A 22,991-nucleotide genomic window follows, 5' to 3' on the forward strand; every position below is an offset into this window, starting at 1 on the left:
TTATAGAAATGCGTATGCTCCTGCTCCGAGAATTGCCGTAATCAATACGACAATCCAAGGCGCCAGTTTAAAATAGACTAACATTGCGAAGGCAGTAATCGCAATTGCGAAGTCAACCGGTCCGCGGATTCCAGAAGTGAAAACCGGATCATATAGGGCTGCAAGCAAAATGCCGACAACTCCGGCATTCACCCCTTTTAAGGCAGCCTGCACACCTGATTTTGTACGGATGGTGCTCCAAAACGGCAATGTGCCGATGACCAATAAAAATGACGGCAAAAACATGGCAACTACAGCAAGTAACACCCCGAGGCCGCCGCCCATTAATTGTCCCAGATAACCGGATAACGTGAACAATGGACCGGGAACGGCTTGTGCAGCCCCATAACCGGAAATAAAGAGGTCAGCTGACATCCAATCCGGCACCACTTCCCGCTCAAGCATTGGCAGTACGACATGGCCGCCACCAAAAACAATCGATCCCACACGGTAGAAAATATCAAATATAGCATAATAACTCGATTCAATGACTGGGCGAAGCAAAGGCAGGCCTATCAGCAGACCCGCAAAAATCGCCCAGGCTGCCAGTCCGGTCTTTTTACCAAAAGTCAAAGCCAGCTTTACCGCTTCCGGCGCTTCAACACCTCTATAAAGAAAATAACCGATAATTCCAGTCAATACGATTACTCCGATCTGCGCCCAGGCAGTGGGCATCAGTAAAATCGCTACGGTAGACCCTACAGCGATAGCAATCCTCGGTTTATCAGGCGCGAGCGATTTGCCCATTCCCATTAATGCATGCGCCACCACTGCCACTGCCACTATTTTCAAGCCTTGAATCCAGCCGCTGTCGAAAGACCCGTTGGTTACGAGCATTGCAAACAACACCAGCAGGATTACCGACGGCATCGTAAAGCCGAACCATGACAAGAAACCACCAAATATTCCGCCTCTTAGCATGCCCACTGATATTCCTACCTGCGAGCTCGCAGGACCCGGAAGGAATTGGCACAATGCCACTAAATCGGCGTATGCCTTATCATCCAGCCACTTCCGTTTTACTACATACTCTTCCCGGAAATAACCCAGATGTGCAGTTGGGCCTCCAAAAGATGTCAGTCCTAATTTCGTAGATGCTTTTAAAATTTCCATGTAATTCTTTTGAGCCATAATTCTCTCCTTTAAAGTTTTATTTCTTTGGCCAAGCAGATTCCTCTTTTGCTGTTATACTTAACCTTCTCTTAAGCATAACTGAATGCTTATATGAATGACTATTACAACTTTGTAAATTTAATTTCAGCATAATTTCTTTTCACTATCCTTTTGTCATGATTATAATCAGTTAGTCCAGTAAACCAAGACTTTGAAAAGGAACGAGAAATATTGATACTTTCTAAGGATAGCTTATCCTAAATAGTTTTGTTATAATAAACAATGCAAAAAAACATAAGCAAAAGTGATTGAGTTTCTTCAATCCTTTTTTGATAGTAGAAAAGCGATAATCATAACAAATGATGAAATTACAAGAAACGGCTCTCATTCGAGGGTCGTTTCCCTTTGTTTAAGAGACTTGGAGGCGGGAAACATTATGGAGCTCTATACAAATTTGCGCAAAGGGGAAAAAGGGGCCTGGATAAGTATCGGGGCATATGTCTTTTTAAGCGCAATAAAGCTCTCATTCGGCTTTGCCGGATCTTCCGAAGCATTAAAAGCAGACGGTTTAAATAACTTGACCGACATTATTGCTTCAATAGCTGTTTTGGTCGGCTTACGGATTTCCCAGAAGCCGCCGGATGAAAATCATCATTATGGGCATTTGCGGGCAGAAACCATCGCTTCTTTGCTCGCTTCGTTTATTATGGCGGTCATTGGGCTGCAAGTGCTATTTGGCGCTATTCGCAACTTTTTTGATCCTGCGGAAGCGGCTCCATCGTTGTATACAGCAGGCATTGCCTTTTTCAGTGCCTTGGTCATGTACCTCGTGTACTGCTATAACTTGAATCTCAGCCGGCAAATCAAAAGTTCCGCTGTCAGAGCAGCGGCTTATGACAACCGCTCCGATGCTCTTGTCAGTATCGGTGCAGGTATTGGTATCATTGGTGCCGTTTTTGGCGCTCCGATCCTTGACGTCATTACGGCATTTATCGTTGGTTTGATCATCCTTAAAACAGCTTTGGATATTTTTAAAGAGTCGGTTTTAACCTTAACCGATGGATTCAACGAAGATGAAGTGGAAACAATGTCCGTGCTGGTCAGAAAAGTGCCGGGAGTCAGCATTTTGCGGGACTTCAAAGGCCGCAACCACGGCAACGTCATGTTTATCGATTTGACGATTGCTGTTAATCCTTCGTTGAATGTAATAGAAAGCCATTGGATAACGGAAGAAATTGAGCGAAAAATCCAGAAAGTGAAACCGAATTGCGTCATACTCGTACATATAGAACCGGACTATGAAAATCCAGAATGGTCCGATTAAGGAGATATGGCTTATGTATGACTTTGTCGATCAAAAAAGAATTGTCTACATTGCGTTCGCTATTATTTTATTGATTTCTTCAGTCGTGGCACCTATTGCTATTTTCTATCCGTTAAAAGTAATTCTTATCACTCCTGCAGCAACGGCGGTCGGAACTTCTTTTGTCTCGCTAATCACTGGAGGACTGGGCCTCGCATTGATTGCTGGCGGACTATTCGCACTGGCGCTGCTTGAAAACCGCATGAAGAAGTATTTAGCTGCAGGCCTTTTGTTTGCAGCCGGGGGAATCGGAGTTCTGCTGTCGCTAAATGATTATTATTATGTGACAGCGGATGGCTTCACTTATAACGGACCCTTCTCTATCTCTTCACAAAGTTATCACTGGGAAGATTTCGAGAAGATCGAAGAACGGATCGGAATTGAAAATAATACCCGCTCGGTGCAGTCCATCGCCATGTTTTTGAAAAATGGTGATGTGATTGAACTATCGTCGGGCAAGATTTTTGAAATGAGCGGCACCCTGATCGTCAATATCGAAGAAGCCGGCGGAAACTATGAGCGGGTTGATTTAGAACAATAAAGCCAAAAAAAGACTCCTTTTCAGGAGTCTTTTTTCTTATCTATCTTGCTGCGGTTCTCGTGTTGTCATGTTTTTCAGGGAATACGCTGCGGTCAAGATATTTGTGGAAGAACCATTCCCCGCCACCGATAACCAAGGCGGAAATGATCGCTGGTGTAATAATGTCTACATTATTGCCCACCAGTGCATCTCCCATTAGCCAGATAACCAAAAAGGCAACTACAATATCCGATACGGTAGCTATTGCATTTCGCTTATTTTGGTCTGAGCGTGCGCCAGCTCTCCGGAAAATCATTAAATCGCCCATCACGTAAGCGACTAATGTCAACACTAAGCTAATCCATAGTGTATCAGCGAAAGGCACATTAAACATCAAAGTAAGAATAATTAGTAAGACTGCTGCAATCATGACAAACTTCATAACTAAGGCTTTGACGTGATTCATTTTTCTTTCCTCCTTTACTTGTTGTTATTAATTTTTTACCCATTTACTAATTTTTTAATCATTTTTTAAAATTTTTCTTGACTTTTCTTTAATTTTATTTTCCGTTCATCTGTTAGCCTTTAAGGCAACGGAATGCTGACCGGTAATTTCGGCTAGTTCATCAACTTTCTTTTGAAGAAACTCACGGTCCAAGGTTTTCAATTCGCCATCATCGATGGCTTCCAGCAGATAAAGTTGGATTTTCCAGATGGTATCATACCTAAGTGCTGGAGCAAGGGCTGCTGTGACAATCAAAGCATCCGTCATGGAAGAATGCACAGAAACGTCTTTCTTGCTGTGATAAGCTATCTGGTAAAATGTTTTATAAAGAATATCGCTGTAGGATTCAAAGCGGTAAAGAAGCCGGTTATTGCCTGGTTCATCGGTCAAGACAAGGCCATCTGTCTTCAAATGGCTCATATCCCCCAGCAAATGTCCCAGGCGGATCAAGATGTCTTTGGCAGTATTTGGGTCTTGCCGGCCAGGAGAAGTCGCCCGTATCGCCACTTCAACAATTTTTTGGATTGCATAGCCAAGATCCTGGTCGGCTGTCCGCTCATCTCCGATTGTTATAAATTTGTTTAAAAAGAGCCCCTTTTTCCTTTCAGAATAAAGATAAAACAGTGGTTTTCCTTCATAAACATAATCCCCGATTTTAATGGCTACTTCAATTGCACAATCATTTTCTGTAGCCAACTCCACCAAATTTGACAGATTGATAAATTGAACATATCCAGCCCTTGCTGCAGTGATGGTTTCCTTTGGTTTTTGAGGTCTCCAGTTCTCCAGTGATACGTATTTCTTTTCGTAAAGCCCCAAATACTGAGCAATGACTTGTTCCGCATCAGCCGTCAATTTGTTGGTCAAGGTACTGACCTGAACATTTGAAGCCACAAAATGGATATAATAAGCAAATGTAGCAATACAGAAAAAGACGATCAGAATGCCGGCAGTAGTTGACAGAACTTCGTGGTCAAATACATCTTCCTGCATATAAAGGAGCGACAGCATATTGAAGATAAAACCCCCGACAAAAATGCCGAGGACATGCCGGGTCGTCGCACTCCGTATGAAATTTTCCGGTGCGCGGGGAGAGAATTGGGATGTATACATCGTTAGAACGACGAGCACTGTCGAAAACGTGAATGTCGTCATCGTCAGCATTGCAGCTGTCAAAATTCCGAGTATCGTTTGCCCTTCAGCAACTTTAGTCAAAAAGATAGAAGGGATATGGTCGATGAACCGTTCAACAATATACAAATCCGCATAAAAAGTTACCAAAGACAATAGGATGGCAACTACACTGTAAACTGCCGGTATAATCCAGATCTTTTCTTTCAAGATATATGAAATGGGCTTCAAATTAATCCCCTGCTTTCTTTTTGATCAGCGTCTGTTCCCTCTTTTTTCTTTTCAACAGAAGAGGCTAAAAAAGCCGGCTTAGCCAGCCGGCTTTTTGTCTACTCAGTCGATAACGGTATCTCTTTGACGCCGCGGACAATCATTCCTGGCCGCCATACCAGTTCGCTTTCATCGATTGCCAGTTTCAATTTTGGAAAACGCTTAAGTAAACTGGAAATGGCAATCTCTCCTTCCAGCCTTGCAAGAGGTGCCCCAAGACAAAAATGGATGCCCATGCCAAAAGCAAGATGCGGGCTTTTTTCCCGATCAATATCATAAAGCTGAGGGTCCTTGAACTTTTCGGGGGCATGATTAGCGGCATTCAACGACACAACCACCAAATCCCCTCTTTGAATCCGTTTACCTCTAAACTCCATATCTTCGCTTGCCCAACGGGAAGTACTAAACTCAACCGGTCCATTAAAGCGAAGCGATTCTTCGATTGCTTGGGAAACCAATTCCGGTTGTTCTCTCAATTTCTGCTGCTGCTCTGGAAATGCTAACAATGCCAGCACCGTATTGCCGATCAAATTCACTGTTGTCTCATGCCCTGCAATGATGAGGAGGGTAACAACGCCGTACAATTCCTTTTCTGTCAGCCGGTCTCCTGCTTCTTCAGCAATAATCAACTGGCTGATCAAGTCATTCCCCGGGTGTTCATGCACTTTTGCAAACCATTGACCCAAATATTGAATAAACTGATTCATATGTTCATATACAGTGACGCCAATTTCTCCGCTCGTCCCTTCGATCAATGAATTAGACCAAAGCCGGAATTTATCCTGATCTTCTACCGGTACTCCTAATATTTCACAAATGACACTGATAGGCAGCGGAAAAGCAAAATCGTCGATTAAGTTGATCTGCTGCTTCTTCTCCATTTCATCCAGTAAGCCATCAGTGATTTCCTGGATACGGTCCCGCATCCCCGAAATCATTTTTGGAGTAAACGCTTGTTGGGCAAGGCCACGCAACCGTTTATGGTCTGGCGGATCGGAAAACAGCATGTTCTGGGTAAAAACTGACAATTGATCCATAGAGCCACCAAATAATTTCGACATATCTTTTATGAATCGCTGATCCTTCAATACGGCAACTGCATCTTCGTAATCGGTCACTAGCCAGCCCAACTGGCCATCCGGAAAGCGCACCCGGTGGATTGGATCTTCTTTGCGAAGCTTTTCATATGTCGGATATGGGTTTTGGATAAAACCTTCTGTGAATAACCCTGCTTCACCTGAATTGTGCATATTCATCGTTTCCCCTCCTTTTTCATACATATACCCGCACTTCCAAATTTCCGTCTCGTTCTATATGCTTAAATTTCCATTTTTAGAAACAAAAAAGGCTGGAAATCCAGCCTTTTTCGATTAGCCGACAACCGATTCTGCGGCAAACAGTTTTCTTGAATTTTCCGTAAACATTTTGTTTACCTGCTCTTCTGACACTCCGGCTTTTTTAAGTTCCGGAATCACGTTTTCAAACAAATGTGTCGGATGCCAATTGGCAACTGCCGCTTGTACAGGCTCTGGAATCACAGGTGGACGGCCTAGCCATTCGCTGATTGAGTCATGCGAAAGCATGATGCGGTCTTCAAATCCTGCGTCCAGAAGCTCCAGCAAAGTGGCAATCCGCTGCTGATCAAACGGTGTTCCTGCAATTCCCTGTAAGCCAAACCGGTCAAATGAAATATACACACCTGTTTCAAGCGTTCTCTTATGGTAAGCAGCATCTGTATTGCCGCACATATGTCCAATGACGATCCCAGCCGGGTCTGCACCAAGTTCCAGCAGAAACTGCGCTTGTTCCGGCCCCATCGTTCCTTCTTGTGTATGGGTCAATAACGTGATCCCCGTCTCTCGTTGTGCTTTTGCAGCAGCTCTGAAAAACATTTTTTCATAATCTGTGATGACATTTTTACTGGAAGCCAGTTTAATAATTCCAGGCTTGATACTTGTCCCACCGATGCCGTCTTTTATTTCCGCCAAAAACATTTCATGGATTTCCTGTTCGGCATTGCCCAGAGATGCACGGAATTTAAAATACGGAGTTGCCCCTTCTCCTTCGTAGTAATAGCCTGTGGCGCAAATGATTTGCAGCCCGCTTTGCCGGGATATTTCTTCCAGGATTTCAGGGTCGCGGCCACACTCATTCGGAGTCGGATCTACGACAGTCTGCACACCATGGGCCATCATTTTTCTTGCAGCTTCCACGCCAGCTGCTATCGCCCTTTCCCTGTTGAAGGGTCCAAGCGTAATGTCCCCTTGAAACCCTGGATAACCGAAAATGAAATGTTCATGAATCAATGTTTTCCCCATTGCATCTGGAACGATCGGCCCTGTTACCGTTTCCACTTTTTTGGCCATCTACAAAACCTCCTCGAAATTTTTCTGTTCTTCCTGAGTTTGAGCAATTACATGATCGGCAACGGTTCTGAAACTAGATTTTAGCGGCTGTTATGCTGTCTAGCGCTTTATCAGGCTGGCTGTATTTTTTTAATTCCAGACTGGCAATTTGATTGCGGTGAACTTCGTCCGGCCCATCCGCCAGCCGTAGTGTCCGTGCGTTCGCCCATTGCGCAGCTAGCGTAAAGTCTTCACTTACTCCTGCTGCCCCGAATGCCTGAATGGCCCGGTCAATTACACGCAATGCCATATTCGGAGCTGTTACTTTAATCATGGCTATTTCCGCTTTCGCTTCTTTATTGCCAACTGTATCCATCATATAAGCGGCTTTCAATGTCAGCAAGCGGGCTTGTTCAATTTCAATTCTTGAATCAGCAATCCATTCGCGCACTACACCTTGGCTGGCGAGCGGCTTGCCAAAAGGCTGACGGTTTTGCACGCGTCTGCACATTTCCTCAAGCGCGCGTTCTGCCGCACCGATCAGGCGCATGCAATGGTGGATGCGCCCCGGTCCCAAACGTCCCTGCGCGATGGCGAACCCTTTTCCTTCCGCCCAAATCATATTGGCTGCCGGTACTCGTACATTGTCAAACGTGATTTCCGCATGGCCATGCGGAGCATGATCATAGCCGAAAACTGACAACAGCCGTTCAATTTTCACGCCCGGTGTATCGAGCGGCACCAAAATCATGGATTGCTGTTCATATTTTGGCCCACCGGGATTGGTTTTCCCCATCACGATGGAAATTTTGCAGCGCGGGTCTCCTGCTCCTGATGACCACCATTTCCGCCCATTAATGACATACTCGTCGCCTTCCCGGACTATCGAAGCTTCGATATTCGTCGCATCGCTTGATGCTACGTCGGGTTCAGTCATGGAAAAACACGACCGGATTTCTCCGGCAAGAAGCGGTTTCAGCCATTTTTCTTTTTGTTCGTCTGTGCCGTAGCGGACTAGTACTTCCATATTGCCGGTATCCGGAGCATTGCAGTTAAAGACTTCCGGACCAATCAAAGACCTTCCCATTATTTCGCATAACGGCGCGTATTCTTGATTGGACAGTCCTGCCCCATACTCGCTTTCCGGCAGGAACAAATTCCACAAGCCTGCTTCTTTTGCTTTGCGTTTTAGTTCTTCCATGACTGGAGGAATTTGGCTCCAGCGGTTTTGCTGCACCTTCAATTGCTCTTCAAAAATCTTTTCATTAGGATAGACATGTTCTTCCATGAAAAAAGTCATTCGTTCCTGAAGCTTAGCTGTTTTATCTGAATACGAAAAATCCATTTAATCCTCCACCCTTCTACAACTAACCAGTTGGTATGTTCAGAATATTAACTTTATGTTAGCGCTTCCATTTTATAAAAGCAATAGAGTTTCAAAAGGTGTCCGTTATTTCCATCTCTTTCTTGATCAACAAATAAAAAGGCCACATAGCTGTGGCCTTCGTTCAGAAATCACGGAGCATCCCCGTCTTTTTTCTCTTCATTTCTATTATCTTCTAATTCTTCATCTGTATCTTTGCCGCTATCGTCGTCTTGATCGTTTTCATCACGTGCCGGATCTTCTACTTCAATATTATCGTCGTCTCCGTCTCCATCGCCGCAAGCACTGAGCATGCTAATCGAAAGAGCGGCAGCGGCGCCTAATTTAAGCCATTTAGCTTCAATCATGCAATCTCCTCCTTTCACAGGTTATCAATTTCTCTTTTATGTCCTTTTTCTTTTATTCCCGTTTGAGTAAAGAAAATAACAAAAATCCTGAATGATTGGATAAATTTATATTTTCAATCAAAAAAGCCTTGACCCTCGTATCGGCTTGCAGTATCTTTAAGGTAACTTGAAGAAAGAGGTGAGGCATTATGGCTATTTTATTTTTGAATACGCAAATCCAATCCATAATGTCCCGCTCTGTGTATCGCTGACGATACGCTTCTTCCATTATGCCCGGGAACCATGGATTGCGATTTGCGCGCATCCATGGTTTTTTATTATGCATAATAGGAGGAAACAACATTGAATTTAATTGAGCAATTTGGCTGGAACAATTCATGGCAAGAAAAAATCGGTGCTGCTGGTATACCAGGGCGCGTTACATTAGAACATAAAAATATTTATCGGGTAGTTACGAATAACGGAGAATGGCTCAGCACCCTTTCTGGAAAATACCGTCATGAGCATTTGCACAGCGAATTTCCTGCGGTCGGCGATTGGGTCATGGTTGAACAGATGCCTGGTGAAGAAAAAGGGATCATCCATCAAGTCCTTCCCCGCTCTTCTCAGTTTTCACGAAAAGCTGCAGGCGATACATCGACTATCCAATTGATTGCAGTAAACGTGGACTATGTCTTTTTGGTGATGTCTTTGAACCATGACTTCAATGTCCGCCGCTTGGAGCGATATTTACTGGCAGCATGGGATTCAGGGGCAAACCCTATCGTCGTCCTGACTAAAAAAGATCAATGTGCCGACTTAGAGCCTTATTTGCACGAAGTGGAATCGGTGGCTTTCGGTGTTCCGGTTCATGCGGTGTCCAGCGTAACCGGCGAAGGAATTGAAAATCTCCAAAATCTCCTTGCTCCAAATAAAACCGGTGCATTGCTCGGTTCATCCGGAGTCGGAAAATCCTCGTTGATCAATGCCTTGTCCGGCACTGAGTTGATGGCTGTCCAAGACATCCGTGAAGACGACAGCAAAGGCCGGCACACCACGACACACCGTGAATTGGTCCGTCTGCCTGGCGGAGGGTTATTGATCGATACACCGGGAATGCGTGAATTCCAGCTCGGTGATTACGAGGAAGGCATTGAAAGCGGCTTTTCTGATGTCGAACAATTGGCAGATGAGTGCAGATTCCGTGATTGCCAGCATGGCAACGAGCCAGGATGCCGCGTGCAGGAAGCCTTGTTAACTGGAGAATTGCAGCATGACCGTTTTAGAAGCTATGTCAAGCTGAAGCGGGAACTGGCGCATATGGAACGAAAAAGCGATGCAGCCGCCCAGAAAGCGGAACGCAATAAATGGAAACAAATTACGAAAGACAACAGAAAACGTCCTGTCCAAAAACGATAAGGCAAAACTTAGTTGGTGACAGGGGCTTACCCGAATCACGTTGCAGCAAAACAAAAAAAGAAGCAGACACCATACAGTTTTCCGTATGGATCTGCTTCTTTTATTTTGGCGCTTCTGTCAACCCGTGCTTGACCGCATAAAGGGCCGCCTGCGTCCGGTCCTGGACTTCCAGTTTGGTAAAGATATTGGATATATGGGTTTTAACAGTCTTTTCTGTTACATATAAAGCCGATGCAATTTCCCGGTTGCTTTTGCCTTTTGTCAATTCCGCCAACACGTCTTTTTCCCGTGGCGTCAATAAATTGACGGTATGCGGCGCAGCTTCGGCTGGCTCTTTCATCAACTCTGAAGTTGCTTTCGGGTGCAGAATATTTTCACCTTGCATCAAACTGCGAAGCGATGCCACCAGTTCATCCGGTTCAATATCTTTAAGCTGATAGCCCGCAGCTCCTGCTTCAATGGCCGGCACCACATGATCACGGTCGGAAAAACTTGTCAGCATCAATACAATGATATGGGGATGATGTTCCTTGATTTCCCGGGTCGCTTCAATGCCGTCCATTTCCGGCATAACCAAATCCATCAGCACAATATCCGGCTGCAATTGCCCTGCCATTGCCACCGCTTCTTTCCCATTTACCGCTTCACCGACGACTTCGATGTCTTTCTGCGTCTTTAAAAAAAATAACAATCCGCGTCTAACTACGTGATGATCATCAGCAATCAGTACTCTCACCTTGCCACTCACCCCTTATTTAATACGGAATCCGAACAAGAATTTCTGTTCCTTTTCCCATCTCACTCGACCAGTCAACTGTTCCGCCTTCAGCTCTTGCACGGTCACGCATGCTTTGAATGCCAATTGACGGAATGTACAGCCGCTCGTCTATCAGAAATCCACGGCCTTCATCTTTAATGACCAGCAAAACGTCTGAAGAAGTGACGGACATGTACAGTTGAACATCGTTGACTCCTGCGTGTTTCCGGATATTATTCAATGCTTCCTGCGAAATCCGGAAAAGCGTCTCTTCTGTACGAGAAGGCAGCTGGATGACTCCCGTTACTTTCAGCTCTATGGACAGCCCGAGCATTTCAGCATACCCTTTAATCGCTTCAAGCAACCCGCTTTCTAAGCCTTTTGGCCGCAATTGCCAAATCAGGGCCCGCATTTCATTCAATGCTTCCTGCGTCAAATGCTGAATGTCTCTGAACGTCCCTTGAACTTCCTGGTCTTCAGACATTTCAATGCCGCCTCTGGCTGTTAATGTGACAGAAAACAACAGCTGGTTTACCGAATCATGCAAATCCCGTGCCAGCCTGTTGCGTTCTTTTACAAGAGCCAGCTCTTGCTCTTGTTTAGTTAAGCCGATGCGCTTGATTGCCGAACCGATTTGAAAAGCCACCGATTCCAGAAGTGCCAATTCATCTTTTGAAAAACCGGCCCTTTCGGAGGCAGCGATATTGAGAAGGCCAAACTTTTCAGAACCCGACTGCAGCGGCACTGTAGCATGATGTGTGATGCCTCCGGAATCTCCAGAATTCGACACAATGGAATTTTCAATGCGTTGGCAAGCAATGATATTGGATGCTTTTTCAAGTTCTCCATCGCGGAATCGCTTGACGCACCAGCAGCCGCCTTTTTGCAGATGGCGGCAGCCATTGTTTTTTAAAGCCGGAGGCAAGTTTGCCTCTGCCACTAATCGATGCTTGCCTTGTCCATCGATGAAAAAAATCCACGCCGTTTCAAAATTGGAACCGTTCAACAATTTCCAAACCGCCCCTTTAAGCATGCGGTCCATGTCGGTCTCCTCATTCAATAGCTCTGCAATTTCCTTTAATAATGTCACGTTGGAATGCTCATCCAATACCATTTTTCCCACCTCATCCCCATTAGTTCTACCATACACGTTTTCCAAAGGTCATTGCCTCGTACTTTTGAATGAAAAAGCTCCCTTCAAGAGGGAGCTTTCCAGTTATCCTGCTTACTCCTTATTGAGTAAAGCATCTCTTTACCTGCTATTCACTTCATCAAGAAACGATTCTTTAAGAAGTTCCAGTTTCTGGTCACTTTCCTGTTCCGTATCGGCAAAAACACCAAAATAATATTTCACTTTCGGTTCGGTGCCGCTCGGCCGCAGGCAAACCCAGGAACCGTCTTTCAAGAAATACTTGATGACGTTCGCTTGCGGCAACTCGATTTTTTCATCCGTGTTCAAGTCCACAAAAATGCGGTTTTGGGTTTCGTAATCTTCTATAGAAACTACCGGAATTCCAGCAATGGCCTGAAGCGGTTTTTCACGCATGCCCGCCAGCAAGTTCTGAATTTCACGCGCGCCTTCAACGCCTTTTTTCGTTACTGAAACAAGTGCTTCGCGGTACCAGCCAAAACGGCCGTATAACTCGATTAGCACATCATGCAGGCTTTGGCCTTGCGTTTTGTAATAAGCGGCCGCTTCTACGAGCAATAAAACGGCTTGGATGGCATCTTTGTCACGCGCAAAATCGCGGATCAGATAACCATAACTTTCTTCATAGCCGAATAAAAATTCAAATTCTTTCTTAGTGTCATTTTCTTTCAGCTTTTCTCCGATAAACTTAAAGCCTGTCAAAACATCCACACAATCAACACCATAAGAATCGGCAATGACGCGGCCGAATTCAGAAGTGACAATGGTTTTAAAGATGCGGCCGTTTTCTGGCAATGTAGCTTTTTTCTGTTTTTGCCGCAATACGTATTCAATCAAAATGGCACCTGTTTGATTGCCTGACAGCAATTCGTAATGACTGCCGCTCCAAACTGCGATTCCTACACGGTCACCGTCCGGATCTACTGCAATCAATAAATCCGCTCCATTTTCTTTGCCGTAAACTTGCGCCATCTCAAAAGCCGACGCTTCCTCCGGGTTTGGTGATTTCACAGTCGGAAATTCCCCGTCCGGTTCCATCTGTTCTTTCACATAGGTGATGCCATTGTACCCCGCGGCTTCAAGCACCCGTTTGACAGTTGCACCCGATGCTCCGTGAAGCGGAGTGAAAACCGCAGAAATCGGCGAAGCAGAATGCTCCTGAACCGTTAAAACATTTGCGACGTAAGCTTGGTCAAGTTTCTCATCAATTGTCACAAGAAGATCTTGTCCATATGTTTCATTGACGATGTTCAGCTCATCTTCCACTTTGCTGACGTATTCAATGACCCGGTCCGCATCTTCCAAATTGAGTTGTGCACCGTCTTCACCATAGACTTTATAGCCATTGTATTCCGGCGGATTGTGGCTCGCTGTAATGACAATTCCCATAAAGGCATTCAAATACCGGACACTGAATGAAAGCTGAGGCGTTGTCCGCGGTCCGCTGTATAAATAAGTATGAATACCATTTGCCGCAAACGTGCGGGCCGCTTCCTGCGCAAACTCCGGCGACATCCGCCGGCTGTCATAGGCAATGACCATCCCGCGCGCCATGGCTTGTTCTCCGTTTTCTTTAATGTAATTCGCTATGCCTTGAGATGCTTTCCGAACTGTATAGACATTCATTCGATTCGTACCCGGACCAATTTCGCCTCGCATACCACCTGTACCAAACACCAAATCCTGATAAAACGCGTCTTCTGCCAATTTCTCATCATCTTTCAGCAGCGTCAGACTCTCTCTAGTCTGTTCATCGAGCTTGTCATGTGCCAGCCATCGTTTGATACGTTCTTGCCATGTCATATGCATCCCTCCATACTATATAGTTTACCAAAATATCCAAAGAAAAACCGCTCCCTTTTTTGGAAGCGGCTTGGCAATCAATCTTTTTTGTAATTAATGCTGTAAACGTCATGGCGACGGTCTTTCAGCTGCTTAACGGTACCGTTTTGGCGCTGGCGGCGAAGGATTTCAAGATCGACATCCCCGATCAGCACCATTTCCAGGTTCGCATTGGTTTCTCCAACAATGCCGTCACGGGCAAATTCAAAATCAGATGGTGCAAAGATTCCGGACTGGGCGTATTGGATATCCATATTTTCCGTTTGCGGCAAGTTGCCGACTGTTCCGGAAATGACTGTATAAATCTGATTTTCCACGGCACGGGCTTGTGCACAATAACGAACACGCAAATAGCCTTGGCGGTCTTCTGTACAGAAAGGCGAGAAGATGATATTCGCACCCATGTCTGTCGCAATACGTGCAAGTTCAGGGAATTCGATATCATAGCAAATCTGGATAGCGATTTTTCCGCAGTCCGTATCAAAAACACGCACCGAGTCTCCTGCAGAAATTCCCCACCATTTCCGTTCATTTGGCGTGATGTGGATTTTGTATTGTTTGTCGATAGAACCGTCTCGGCGGAACAAGTAAGCGATATTGTAAATTTCATCGTCTTCTTCTTTCACGAAATGCGATCCACCGATGATGTTGATATTGTAGCGTACAGCAAGATCCGTAAACAGTTCAATATACTGAGGAGTATACTCTGTCAATTTGCGAACGGCTTGGCTTGGTGACGGTTCATTCAGGAATGACATCAATTGCGTTGTGAAAATTTCCGGGAATACCACGAAATCAGAATGGGCGTCTGACGCTACATCGACGAAATATTCCACCTGGTTGGCAAGATCGTCAAATGATTCAATAGCACGCATCAAGTATTGGACCACACAAATCCGTACCGGCAAGCTTGTTTTAAAATGGCGCTTGGAAATCGGTTTGTAGTCGACATTGTTCCATTCCATTAATGTCGCATACTTCCCGGATGCCAAATCATCCTGTAAATAGTTCGGATTGATGCGCATCAATTGGAAACCGTTCATCAATTGGAAAGTTAAAACCGGATCATAAATCTTATGGCGCGATACCGCATCCACATATTCCCGCGGTGACATTTCATGTGCATGTTTATGGTAATTCGGAATGCGCCCGCCCAGAATGATCGATTTTAAATTCAATTCACGTGCCAGTTCTTTTCTTGCTTCATAGAGCCGCTGCCCTACTTGCATCCGGCGAAAATCGGGATGCACCATTACTTCAATTCCATACATATTGTAACCGTCCGGGTTATGGTTCGTAATATAACCGCCGTCTGTCACATCGTCCCATGTATGGCGATCGTCGTACTCATCAAAGTTGATCAATAAGCTTGAACAGGAACCAATGACTTTGCCATCCAATTCTGCAACAAGCTGCCCTTGAGGAAACACGCCTAAATGGCTTCGTAATTGTTCTTCTTTCCATGGGTCCATTCCAGGAAAACACAAACGCTGCATTTCCAGGATGGCATTGATATCAGAATAAGTCATCTCCCGGATGACCATGCTTTTTTCGAAATCGGATAAATCGAATTGTTCTGGCACTGCAGACACTCCTTCACAAAAGTTTCAAACTTTATTATATAGGATACTAGCGCAAGATAATATTAATTTACTTGCCTCACTTAAAGATTTATACTTTTAAGGAAGTAAAATTTGAAAAGAGGTACCTACCGATGTCGAAGCGCCAAGAGAATATTTTGCTTTCCATGTGGGGTGTGGCTCTCGTCGCCACAATGGGTTCATTGTACTTTTCCGAAATTCGGGGTTATGAACCATGCGAGCTGTGCTGGATCCAGCGGATTTTTATGTACCCGCTCGTAATTATCATCGGAATCGCCTATATTCAAAAAAATACTAGAATCGCACTTACCACCCTTGTCTTTTCAGTGATTGGCGGATGCATCTCGCTTTATCATTATGGAATTCAAAAACTGGACTTTTTATCCGAGACCGCTCCGGCATGTGGACGTGTGCCTTGCACTGGCCAGTACATCAATTATTTCGGATTCATCACCATTCCATTTTTAGCGCTGATCGCCTTTATTTTGATTGCCGGGATGAGCTTTTATTTATGGAAGTCTTTGAAGGAGGAAAAATAATAATGAAAAAAATGTTAATCATCGGTGCGGCTGTTGTCGTGATTTTCGGGTTAATCATCTTTTTGACGAACCAATCGAACAATCAAAAATTGGCCAACAATCCATATGATACAGAAGATTTAAATCAAGCGACAATCGACCAGCTGGATGATGAGAATTACCAGAACATCATTTTGCCGGATGCATTAGAGGAGCAGATTGCCAGCGGCGAACCGACTACGGTTTATTTCTTCAGCCCGACTTGCCCGCATTGCCAGGCTACTACACCGGTGTTAATGCCAGTCGCTGAAGATATGGGTGTAGACGTCAAGCAGTATAATCTGTTAGAGTATGATCAAGGATGGCAGCAATATTTCATCGAAGCAACGCCAACACTCGTTCATTATGAAGATGGCAAGGAAGTCGCTCGCTGGGTTGGAGCCCAACCAAAAGAAAACATTGAAGAATTCTTTAATCAAGTGGTCTTAAAATAATAGACATAAGGGTCATGTGCTGTGGCGCATGGCTCTTTTATATGGAGGAATAAAGATGACATGGAGTTATGAAGTGCAAGACGACGGCATGACCGTTGAAGAGTTGTTGAGAAAAGAATGGGGCCTCGGCAAGAAAGTGGTCCACGAAATGCGGATGGCGAAAAGCGTGAAAAACGATAAATTCCAGGAAGTCATTTGGAAAGAACCGTTGCCAAAAGGGACTGTGCTGCATTTTGACTTGCCGCCTGCGGATTCTCCTTATGAACCGAATCACGATGTGGAACTTCCGATTTTATTTGAAGATGACCATTTTATCATTGCCAGAAAACCGAAAGGCATGGCGACGCATCCGAACGAAATAGGCCAGACTGATACATTCATCAATGCCATTCTCGGCCACATCATTCGAAGCGGAGGAACATATGGTGAGCATGTACACCGCCTTGACCAAGGAACATCGGGTCTTCTGATGGTAGCGAAACATCCGGTCGCCAAAAACGTACTCGATCGCATGCTGGAACAAAAACAGCTGGTCCGGGACTACGAGGCAGTGGTAAAAGGCAAAGTCCATAATAAATCGGGCACTATCGACTTTCCACTTGGCCGTGACCGCCATCATCCGACGCGCCGCCGGGTTTCCCCTACCGGACAAAGTGCGGTGACGCATTACAAGCTTTTGAAGCAGATGGAAGGCAAATCGTTGCTTCATCTGACTTTGGAAACCGGGCGCACACACCAGATCCGGGCCCACTTGTCCCATATAGGACATCCAATCATTGGAGATGAATTGTACGAAGGACCTTCGACACAGGATGGTTCCTATCACCTTCATGCATTCCGCATGTCTTTCATCCATCCGTTCACCAATGAAAAAATCGTTGTTGAAGATACAGCACGCTGATAAGATAAAATGCACCGGGAATTTTCCCGGTGCATTTTTATTTCTTTAATACCAGTCTTCTTCAATTGTCCAAGTGCCTTGTATTTTGCGGATATAAATAATTTGTCCAATATGATAGGCGTTGTGGGTACATAGATTGGATAGCGCTTCCCACCAGGCAGCTTCTTCAGGAAAACCCGGGATGCTGCTATGGAGCTTTTCCTCACTTGTCTGCATGATTGCTTGCTGCCACTTTTCCAAGCTTTGATCAAGGCTCGCTGTCAGTTCTCTCCAGCTTTGTTCTGTGGGGTTGATCAATTCTTTAAAGGTAGAAGCATTGGTTTCTGGATATTCGTCAATGATTCCGCCTTCGAAGCGCTGAAACCACCGCTCGTTATAAAAAAGCAAATGGCTCGCAATTTGAATGACTGAATGTGAGTTTCCATTTGGTCTCCAGCTAGCCTGCTCCGCGGTCAGCCCTTCTATTGCTTTGCTTAATGGTTTAAACCAACTGTCCGTATTGCGGCATACCGCAAGCTGATCCAAGATAAATTCTTTTTTGCTCATATAAGCCCCCTTATGAGAATAGATTACTAAATATTCAGACTTATAATAACATAGTTTCGCCTTTTTTTATCTTTCAATATAAAAAAGCCGCCAAAAATGCTGGCGGCTTTAAACTATTTTAGACACTGATTTGATCGGGATGCGTACCGCTACGCCAGTCCTGGTTCAAACCATCAATCATTTTCATCTCTTCCTCGGACAACATAAAGTCATAAACATCCGCATTTTCCAGGATGCGTGACGGAGTTACAGATTTCGGAATGACAATCAAATCACTTTGCAGATGCCAGCGGATTACGACTTGAGCAATCGTCTTGCCATGTGCTTCGCCTATTTTTGCAAGTGCCGGCTCGCCCAATAAGCGGCCTCGGGCAAGCGGTGACCAAGAAGTCACCGCGATGTCATTGTCTGCACAGAATTGGCGCAGTGGTTCCTGTGTCAGCTGCGGATGCAATTCAATTTGGTTGACCATCGGTTTCGTATTTGCTTTGGCCAATATCTTTTCCAAGTGATGCTGCTGGTGATTGGATACCCCAATTGACCGCACCAGCTTTTCATCATACAAACGCTGGATAGCACGGTAAGTCTCTTCATATGTCTCTGGAATTGCCCAATGGGTCAAATACAAATCGAGATAATCAAAACCAAGCCGCTTAAGCGATGCTTCAAAAGCACGCAGCGTATTGTCATAACCTTGATCGGTGTTCCAGACTTTAGAAGTGATGAACAAGTCTTCACGTTTAACGCGGGATGCACGGACAGCCTCCCCAACTTCTTCTTCGTTTTGATAAATCGCTGCAGTATCAATTGCTGGATAACCAGCTTCTATTGCCGCCAGCATGGCTTCCACTGCCGCTTCTTTGTCGGTCATCTTGTAAACGCCAAGGCCAAAGCGCGGCATTTCCACACCATTATGTAATGTTTTTGTTGATTTGATCGTTAAGTCCATCTTCATCATCCTTTCTTTTCCTATTGTACAAATATCCTCAACATATTTCGACTTTCGGGATTATTTTGATTAAAACCCTTGCTTTCTCACCCAAAAGCGAATATTATATTAAATGTTGTTTAAAACGTTCGTGTTTTGAAAGGAGTTTGTCACATGTTTCATTTAAAAGAAAATGGCACTACTGTTAAAACTGAAGTTCTTGCCGGCATGACGACTTTTTTGACGATGGCCTATATTGTAATTGTCAATCCAGTTATTTTAAGTTCTGCAGGCGTTCCTTTTGATCAGGTTTTTATGGCGACCATTATTGCTGCCGCAATCGGCACATTATGGATGGCATTATTCGCTAATTACCCAATTGCTATCGCTCCAGGAATGGGCTTGAATGCATATTTCACTTCATTGGTGCTTGCCTCTGATGGGGCAATTGATTACGTCACTGCTTTCTCAGCTGTGTTCGTTGCCGGTCTTATATTTGTTGTATTATCAATGACTCGTTTGCGAAAAATATTGATTCAGGCAATTCCTGAAAATTTGAAGCATGCCATCACCGCTGGCATCGGGCTGTTCATCGCTTTTATCGGCATGCGGCTCAGTGGCTTCATTGTAGCCAATGAAGCAAACTTGGTAGGTTTGGGGGATTTGACCTCGCCTCCGGTTGCGCTGACTTTGATCGGATTGCTGATCACATTAATTTTTATGTCACTGAACATCCATGGTGGAATTTTCTTCGGTATGATTGTAACGGGAATCATTGCTTTCTTTACGGGGCAATTGAAATTCGAAGGTGCACTGGTTCAGCTTCCTTCACTTCCGGAAGGCATTATCGTCTGGAATCCGGTTGAAGCATTCCAGATGGTCATTGAATTCGGTTTATACGGAGTCGTCTTCTCATTCTTATTGGTTACTCTTTTTGACACGACGGGTACGATGATTGGCGTTGCTAAACAAGCAGGGTTGATGAAAAACAATGATATGCCACGCATGCGCCAAGCTTTACTGGCCGATTCTGTCGCAGCGACAGCCGGTGCGATGGTCGGAACCAGTCCGACAACCGCTTATGTGGAATCCTCTGCAGGTGTCGCCGCTGGCGGCCGGACAGGTTTGACTTCTTTAACTGTCGCTGTATTGTTTATCCTGGCTGCCTTTTTCGGGCCGCTCGTCTCCGCATTGTCAGGTGTTGCAGCGATTACCGCTCCTGCTTTAATCATCGTCGGAAGTTTGATGATCGGTGCAGTAAAACATATTGAATGGGATGAATTCGACGAAGCTTTCCCGGCGTTTCTGATTGTCCTGGCAATGCCGCTTACTTCAAGTATCGCTACGGGAATCGCCCTTGGTTTCATCTCATATCCGCTGATGAAAATCTTTAAAGGAAAAGGAAAAACCGTTCATCCGATTTTATACGTATTTGCTGTATTATTCGCTATCCAAATTCTTATTGCACCTCATTAAACAAAAAAAACCGCCATCAAGGCGGTTTTTTATTTATTAGATTCTAGCTCTGGGTCTGGAAACAGCAGCTGAAATGATTAACACAAGTGCGGTAAGCAAGTGCATTGCCCAGCCAATCAGCGGAATCCATGCAAGTAAGCTGGTAATAATTCCGAGAATCGAACCGCTTTTCGGTGAGTATTCACGGAAACAGAAGAACAAGGTGATTGCGTGTAGAACGAACATCACACCAAGCGCTGTATACCCTGTCGAAATGACAAAACTTCCGCCTATAAACGGAATAGCTAGTGCCGCTTCCGCTAAACCGGTAATCCATAACAAAGCGATTGAAATTTTCATTTTCATCCTTTTCACCTCTTTTAAAAACTTATTTATCTTATATACGGCTAAAATCCGCTTTGGTTTCATTTTTTTAATAAAAACCCCGGATAGTTACGGGCCATTGGACAGAAATTCTCCACATTTCAATTAGCAGTTATATTTCATTTTTCCCGCCATTACGTTATACTAAACACAGATGCAAATTTCAAGGAGGTCGTTACAAATGAACTTAATCCTTATTCTAGGTGTTTGTGTAGCGTTCTTGTCAGCTACCCTTACTGCTGGCTACGATGACAAACCAGGTACTTTCGAAAAGAAATAATGCAAAAGCAAAAGGACAGCCCAACGGCTGTCCTTTTTTCATGCGTTCCTTTAAGTTAATGCCGGAAAATCTTGTTGGCGCAATGCCTCGTACATCAGGATCGCAGCCGTATTGGATAAATTCAGTGAACGGATATGCTCGTTCATTGGAATGCGAAGGCAATGGTCCAGGTTTTGTTCGATCAATTCTTTTGGCAATCCTTTTGTTTCCTGTCCAAATACAAAGAAATGATCCTTTTCGCGATCCGAGAAATCAAATGTCGAATACGTTTTCTTTCCAAACTTCGTTATATAATAGAATTCCCCTTCAGGATAGCGATCGAATAGTTCTTGCAGGGAGTCATGATACATTAAATCAACATGTTCCCAGTAATCCAGTCCTGCCCGTTTCAACATTTTGTCATCGGTTGAAAATCCAAGCGGACGGACCAAATGAAGCTTTACCCCTGTCCCTGCACATGAACGCGCAATATTACCTGTATTTGCTGGAATCAGCGGTTGATACAAAACAATGTGTATAGCCAAATCTTTCACTTATCCTTTCATCTCTTCGGCGAAAAAAGCCAACCCTTTTTGAATTTCTGCTAGTGCTTCTTCATCTTTTTCTATGTGCTGCGCTTGCTTCAGCGCCTCCAGCCCTTCCACGGTACCAATCTTGCCAAGCGCCCAAGCCGCTGTTCCGCGAATTACCGGCCGGTCGTCTCCCTCGAGAAGTTCAATCAACGCCGGTACTGCACTTTCTTCTTTAAAATGGGCAAGCGCTAAAATGGCATTTCGCTGAATCGGCTTTTTGCCTCTCCACGAACCGGAAACATAACCGAACTTCGCTTTGAATTCCCGGTTTGAAATGGCCAGCAACGGTTCCAATAGAGGTTTCGCAATTTCAGGATCCGGTTCGAACTCGGGATGAATTTGATTGGCTTTGCGTTTGTTTTTCGGACAAACCGTCTGGCATGTATCACAGCCATATAACCGGTTGCCAATAATGCTGCGGAACTCATCCGGCAAAAAGCCTTTGGTCTGCGTTAAAAAAGAAACGCAGCGCTGGGCATTCAGCTGGCCGCCTTCAACAATTGCCCCTGTCGGACAAGCATCGATGCACAAGCGGCAGTCGCCGCATTGGTCTTCCATCGGCGCATCAAAACGGAACGGGATATTGGTGATCATTTCTCCTAAATAAACATAGGAGCCGAACTCCGGTGTAATTATAGAAGTGTTTTTGGCACTCCAGCCGATTCCTGCGCGCTCCGCTACCGCTCGGTCTGACAGCTCACCGGTGTCCACCATCGAGCGCATACGGGCGTCCGGGTAATGGGCGGCAATAAAAGCCTCAAGCAGCATTAGACGCTCACGCAATGCAGCATGGTAGTCTTTTCCCCATGACGACCGGGAAAAAATTCCACGCCGCGCTCCCTTTACGCCTTTTGGCGCATCATTCATCTTGGACGGATACGCAATGGCAATGGCAATGATGCTGACCGCTTCATCCAATAAGAGAGCTGGCTTCGTCCGCTTATCAATATCCGGTTCTTCAAAGCCCGACTGGTAGTTCAGTTGCTGCTGGCGAATCAGCCGGTGCCTTAAATTATAAAAAGGTTCCGCCGAAGCAAAACCGATTTTATCAATTCCGATTTCCGAGGCATACGCAACAAGCTCTTTTTGAAATTGATCAAGATTCATGTTGTAACCTCTCATTCTTAATATATGATACGATATCCCTA

At 44.9% G+C, this 22,991-nt stretch carries 23 protein-coding genes; 7 read left to right on the top strand and 16 right to left on the bottom strand.

Annotation, left to right across the window (positions count from 1 at the left end; all coding sequences use genetic code 11):
- Complete coding sequence (chrA, locus tag AC3AQ9_RS16820; protein ID WP_488308644.1) at positions 1-1,170, bottom strand: chromate efflux transporter; 1,170 nt, start codon at positions 1,168-1,170, stop codon at positions 1-3.
- A gap of 418 nt (positions 1,171-1,588) precedes the next feature.
- Here chrA and AC3AQ9_RS16825 point away from each other — a divergent pair, with 418 nt between their 5' ends.
- Entirely contained in the window at positions 1,589-2,476 is an 888-nt protein-coding gene (locus AC3AQ9_RS16825) for a cation diffusion facilitator family transporter (RefSeq protein ID WP_488308645.1), read from the top strand.
- 13 nt (positions 2,477-2,489) lie between these two features.
- On the top strand, positions 2,490-3,056 hold the full coding sequence (locus tag AC3AQ9_RS16830; RefSeq protein WP_488308646.1) for a hypothetical protein: 567 nt from the start codon (positions 2,490-2,492) through the stop codon (positions 3,054-3,056).
- A gap of 40 nt (positions 3,057-3,096) precedes the next feature.
- Here AC3AQ9_RS16830 and AC3AQ9_RS16835 read toward each other — a convergent pair whose 3' ends face one another.
- The 6 genes from AC3AQ9_RS16835 to AC3AQ9_RS16860 form a co-directional block, all read right to left on the bottom strand.
- The gene (locus AC3AQ9_RS16835) at positions 3,097-3,501 is read right to left on the bottom strand and encodes a YndM family protein (RefSeq protein WP_488308647.1); all 405 of its coding nucleotides are present in this window, start codon (positions 3,499-3,501) and stop codon (positions 3,097-3,099) included.
- Between the two features lie 105 nt (positions 3,502-3,606).
- The gene (locus AC3AQ9_RS16840; RefSeq protein ID WP_488308648.1) at positions 3,607-4,902 is read right to left on the bottom strand and encodes a DUF2254 domain-containing protein; all 1,296 of its coding nucleotides are present in this window, start codon (positions 4,900-4,902) and stop codon (positions 3,607-3,609) included.
- A gap of 98 nt (positions 4,903-5,000) precedes the next feature.
- The gene (locus AC3AQ9_RS16845; RefSeq protein ID WP_488308649.1) at positions 5,001-6,197 is read right to left on the bottom strand and encodes a cytochrome P450 family protein; all 1,197 of its coding nucleotides are present in this window, start codon (positions 6,195-6,197) and stop codon (positions 5,001-5,003) included.
- A gap of 114 nt (positions 6,198-6,311) precedes the next feature.
- Positions 6,312-7,307 carry a phosphotriesterase family protein gene (locus AC3AQ9_RS16850; RefSeq protein ID WP_488308650.1) on the bottom strand — a complete coding sequence of 332 codons (996 nt, stop codon included), beginning with the start codon at positions 7,305-7,307 and terminating at the stop codon, positions 6,312-6,314.
- Between the two features lie 73 nt (positions 7,308-7,380).
- Positions 7,381-8,631 carry an acyl-CoA dehydrogenase gene (locus AC3AQ9_RS16855; RefSeq protein WP_488308651.1) on the bottom strand — a complete coding sequence of 417 codons (1,251 nt, stop codon included), beginning with the start codon at positions 8,629-8,631 and terminating at the stop codon, positions 7,381-7,383.
- A gap of 170 nt (positions 8,632-8,801) precedes the next feature.
- Entirely contained in the window at positions 8,802-9,017 is a 216-nt protein-coding gene (locus AC3AQ9_RS16860) for a hypothetical protein (protein WP_488308652.1), read from the bottom strand.
- Positions 9,018-9,359: 342 nt separating this feature from the next.
- Here AC3AQ9_RS16860 and rsgA point away from each other — a divergent pair, with 342 nt between their 5' ends.
- Positions 9,360-10,415, top strand: a complete 1,056-nt coding sequence (gene rsgA, locus AC3AQ9_RS16865; RefSeq protein WP_488308653.1) for a ribosome small subunit-dependent GTPase A — start codon at positions 9,360-9,362, stop codon at positions 10,413-10,415.
- A gap of 100 nt (positions 10,416-10,515) precedes the next feature.
- Here rsgA and AC3AQ9_RS16870 read toward each other — a convergent pair whose 3' ends face one another.
- The 4 genes from AC3AQ9_RS16870 to AC3AQ9_RS16885 all read right to left on the bottom strand — a co-directional run bounded on the left by AC3AQ9_RS16870 (position 10,516) and on the right by AC3AQ9_RS16885 (position 15,747).
- Positions 10,516-11,151 carry a response regulator gene (locus AC3AQ9_RS16870; protein WP_488308654.1) on the bottom strand — a complete coding sequence of 212 codons (636 nt, stop codon included), beginning with the start codon at positions 11,149-11,151 and terminating at the stop codon, positions 10,516-10,518.
- Positions 11,152-11,170: 19 nt separating this feature from the next.
- Positions 11,171-12,286, bottom strand: coding sequence for a GAF domain-containing sensor histidine kinase (locus AC3AQ9_RS16875; RefSeq protein WP_488308655.1), 1,116 nt, complete (start codon positions 12,284-12,286; stop codon positions 11,171-11,173).
- A 138-nt stretch (positions 12,287-12,424) separates the two neighbouring features.
- Positions 12,425-14,125 carry a phospho-sugar mutase gene (locus AC3AQ9_RS16880; RefSeq protein ID WP_488308656.1) on the bottom strand — a complete coding sequence of 567 codons (1,701 nt, stop codon included), beginning with the start codon at positions 14,123-14,125 and terminating at the stop codon, positions 12,425-12,427.
- Positions 14,126-14,202: 77 nt separating this feature from the next.
- Positions 14,203-15,747: a GNAT family N-acetyltransferase gene (locus tag AC3AQ9_RS16885; RefSeq protein WP_488308657.1), complete on the bottom strand. Its 1,545-nt coding sequence runs from the start codon at positions 15,745-15,747 to the stop codon at positions 14,203-14,205.
- Between the two features lie 131 nt (positions 15,748-15,878).
- Here AC3AQ9_RS16885 and AC3AQ9_RS16890 point away from each other — a divergent pair, with 131 nt between their 5' ends.
- Genes AC3AQ9_RS16890 through AC3AQ9_RS16900 form a run of 3 tightly spaced genes read left to right on the top strand, consistent with a single transcriptional unit; the run spans position 15,879 to position 17,678 of the window.
- Positions 15,879-16,304, top strand: a complete 426-nt coding sequence (locus AC3AQ9_RS16890; protein WP_488308658.1) for a disulfide oxidoreductase — start codon at positions 15,879-15,881, stop codon at positions 16,302-16,304.
- A gap of 2 nt (positions 16,305-16,306) precedes the next feature.
- A complete protein-coding gene (locus tag AC3AQ9_RS16895) occupies positions 16,307-16,777 on the top strand; it encodes a thioredoxin family protein (protein WP_488308659.1) in 471 nt (156 codons plus the stop codon).
- Positions 16,778-16,832: 55 nt separating this feature from the next.
- Positions 16,833-17,678: an RluA family pseudouridine synthase gene (locus AC3AQ9_RS16900; RefSeq protein WP_488308660.1), complete on the top strand. Its 846-nt coding sequence runs from the start codon at positions 16,833-16,835 to the stop codon at positions 17,676-17,678.
- Between the two features lie 45 nt (positions 17,679-17,723).
- On the opposite strand, the gene AC3AQ9_RS16905 is transcribed toward AC3AQ9_RS16900, so the two are convergent.
- Positions 17,724-18,224: a DinB family protein gene (locus AC3AQ9_RS16905; protein WP_488308661.1), complete on the bottom strand. Its 501-nt coding sequence runs from the start codon at positions 18,222-18,224 to the stop codon at positions 17,724-17,726.
- Between the two features lie 118 nt (positions 18,225-18,342).
- Positions 18,343-19,173 carry an aldo/keto reductase gene (locus tag AC3AQ9_RS16910; RefSeq protein WP_488308682.1) on the bottom strand — a complete coding sequence of 277 codons (831 nt, stop codon included), beginning with the start codon at positions 19,171-19,173 and terminating at the stop codon, positions 18,343-18,345.
- Between the two features lie 153 nt (positions 19,174-19,326).
- On the opposite strand from AC3AQ9_RS16910, the gene AC3AQ9_RS16915 reads away from it, so the two are divergent.
- Entirely contained in the window at positions 19,327-20,628 is a 1,302-nt protein-coding gene (locus tag AC3AQ9_RS16915) for an NCS2 family permease (protein ID WP_488308662.1), read from the top strand.
- 36 nt (positions 20,629-20,664) lie between these two features.
- Here the strand turns inward: AC3AQ9_RS16915 and AC3AQ9_RS16920 are convergent, their stop codons facing one another.
- The 3 genes from AC3AQ9_RS16920 to queG form a co-directional block, all read right to left on the bottom strand.
- Positions 20,665-20,967, bottom strand: coding sequence for a hypothetical protein (locus AC3AQ9_RS16920; protein WP_488308683.1), 303 nt, complete (start codon positions 20,965-20,967; stop codon positions 20,665-20,667).
- A 354-nt stretch (positions 20,968-21,321) separates the two neighbouring features.
- On the bottom strand, positions 21,322-21,795 hold the full coding sequence (gene trmL / locus AC3AQ9_RS16925; RefSeq protein WP_488308663.1) for a tRNA (uridine(34)/cytosine(34)/5-carboxymethylaminomethyluridine(34)-2'-O)-methyltransferase TrmL: 474 nt from the start codon (positions 21,793-21,795) through the stop codon (positions 21,322-21,324).
- Between the two features lie 9 nt (positions 21,796-21,804).
- Complete coding sequence (queG, locus tag AC3AQ9_RS16930) at positions 21,805-22,950, bottom strand: tRNA epoxyqueuosine(34) reductase QueG (RefSeq protein WP_488308664.1); 1,146 nt, start codon at positions 22,948-22,950, stop codon at positions 21,805-21,807.
- Between the last annotated feature and the right edge of the window lie 41 nt (positions 22,951-22,991).

The organism is Planococcus sp. VCh962, from assembly GCF_057748275.1.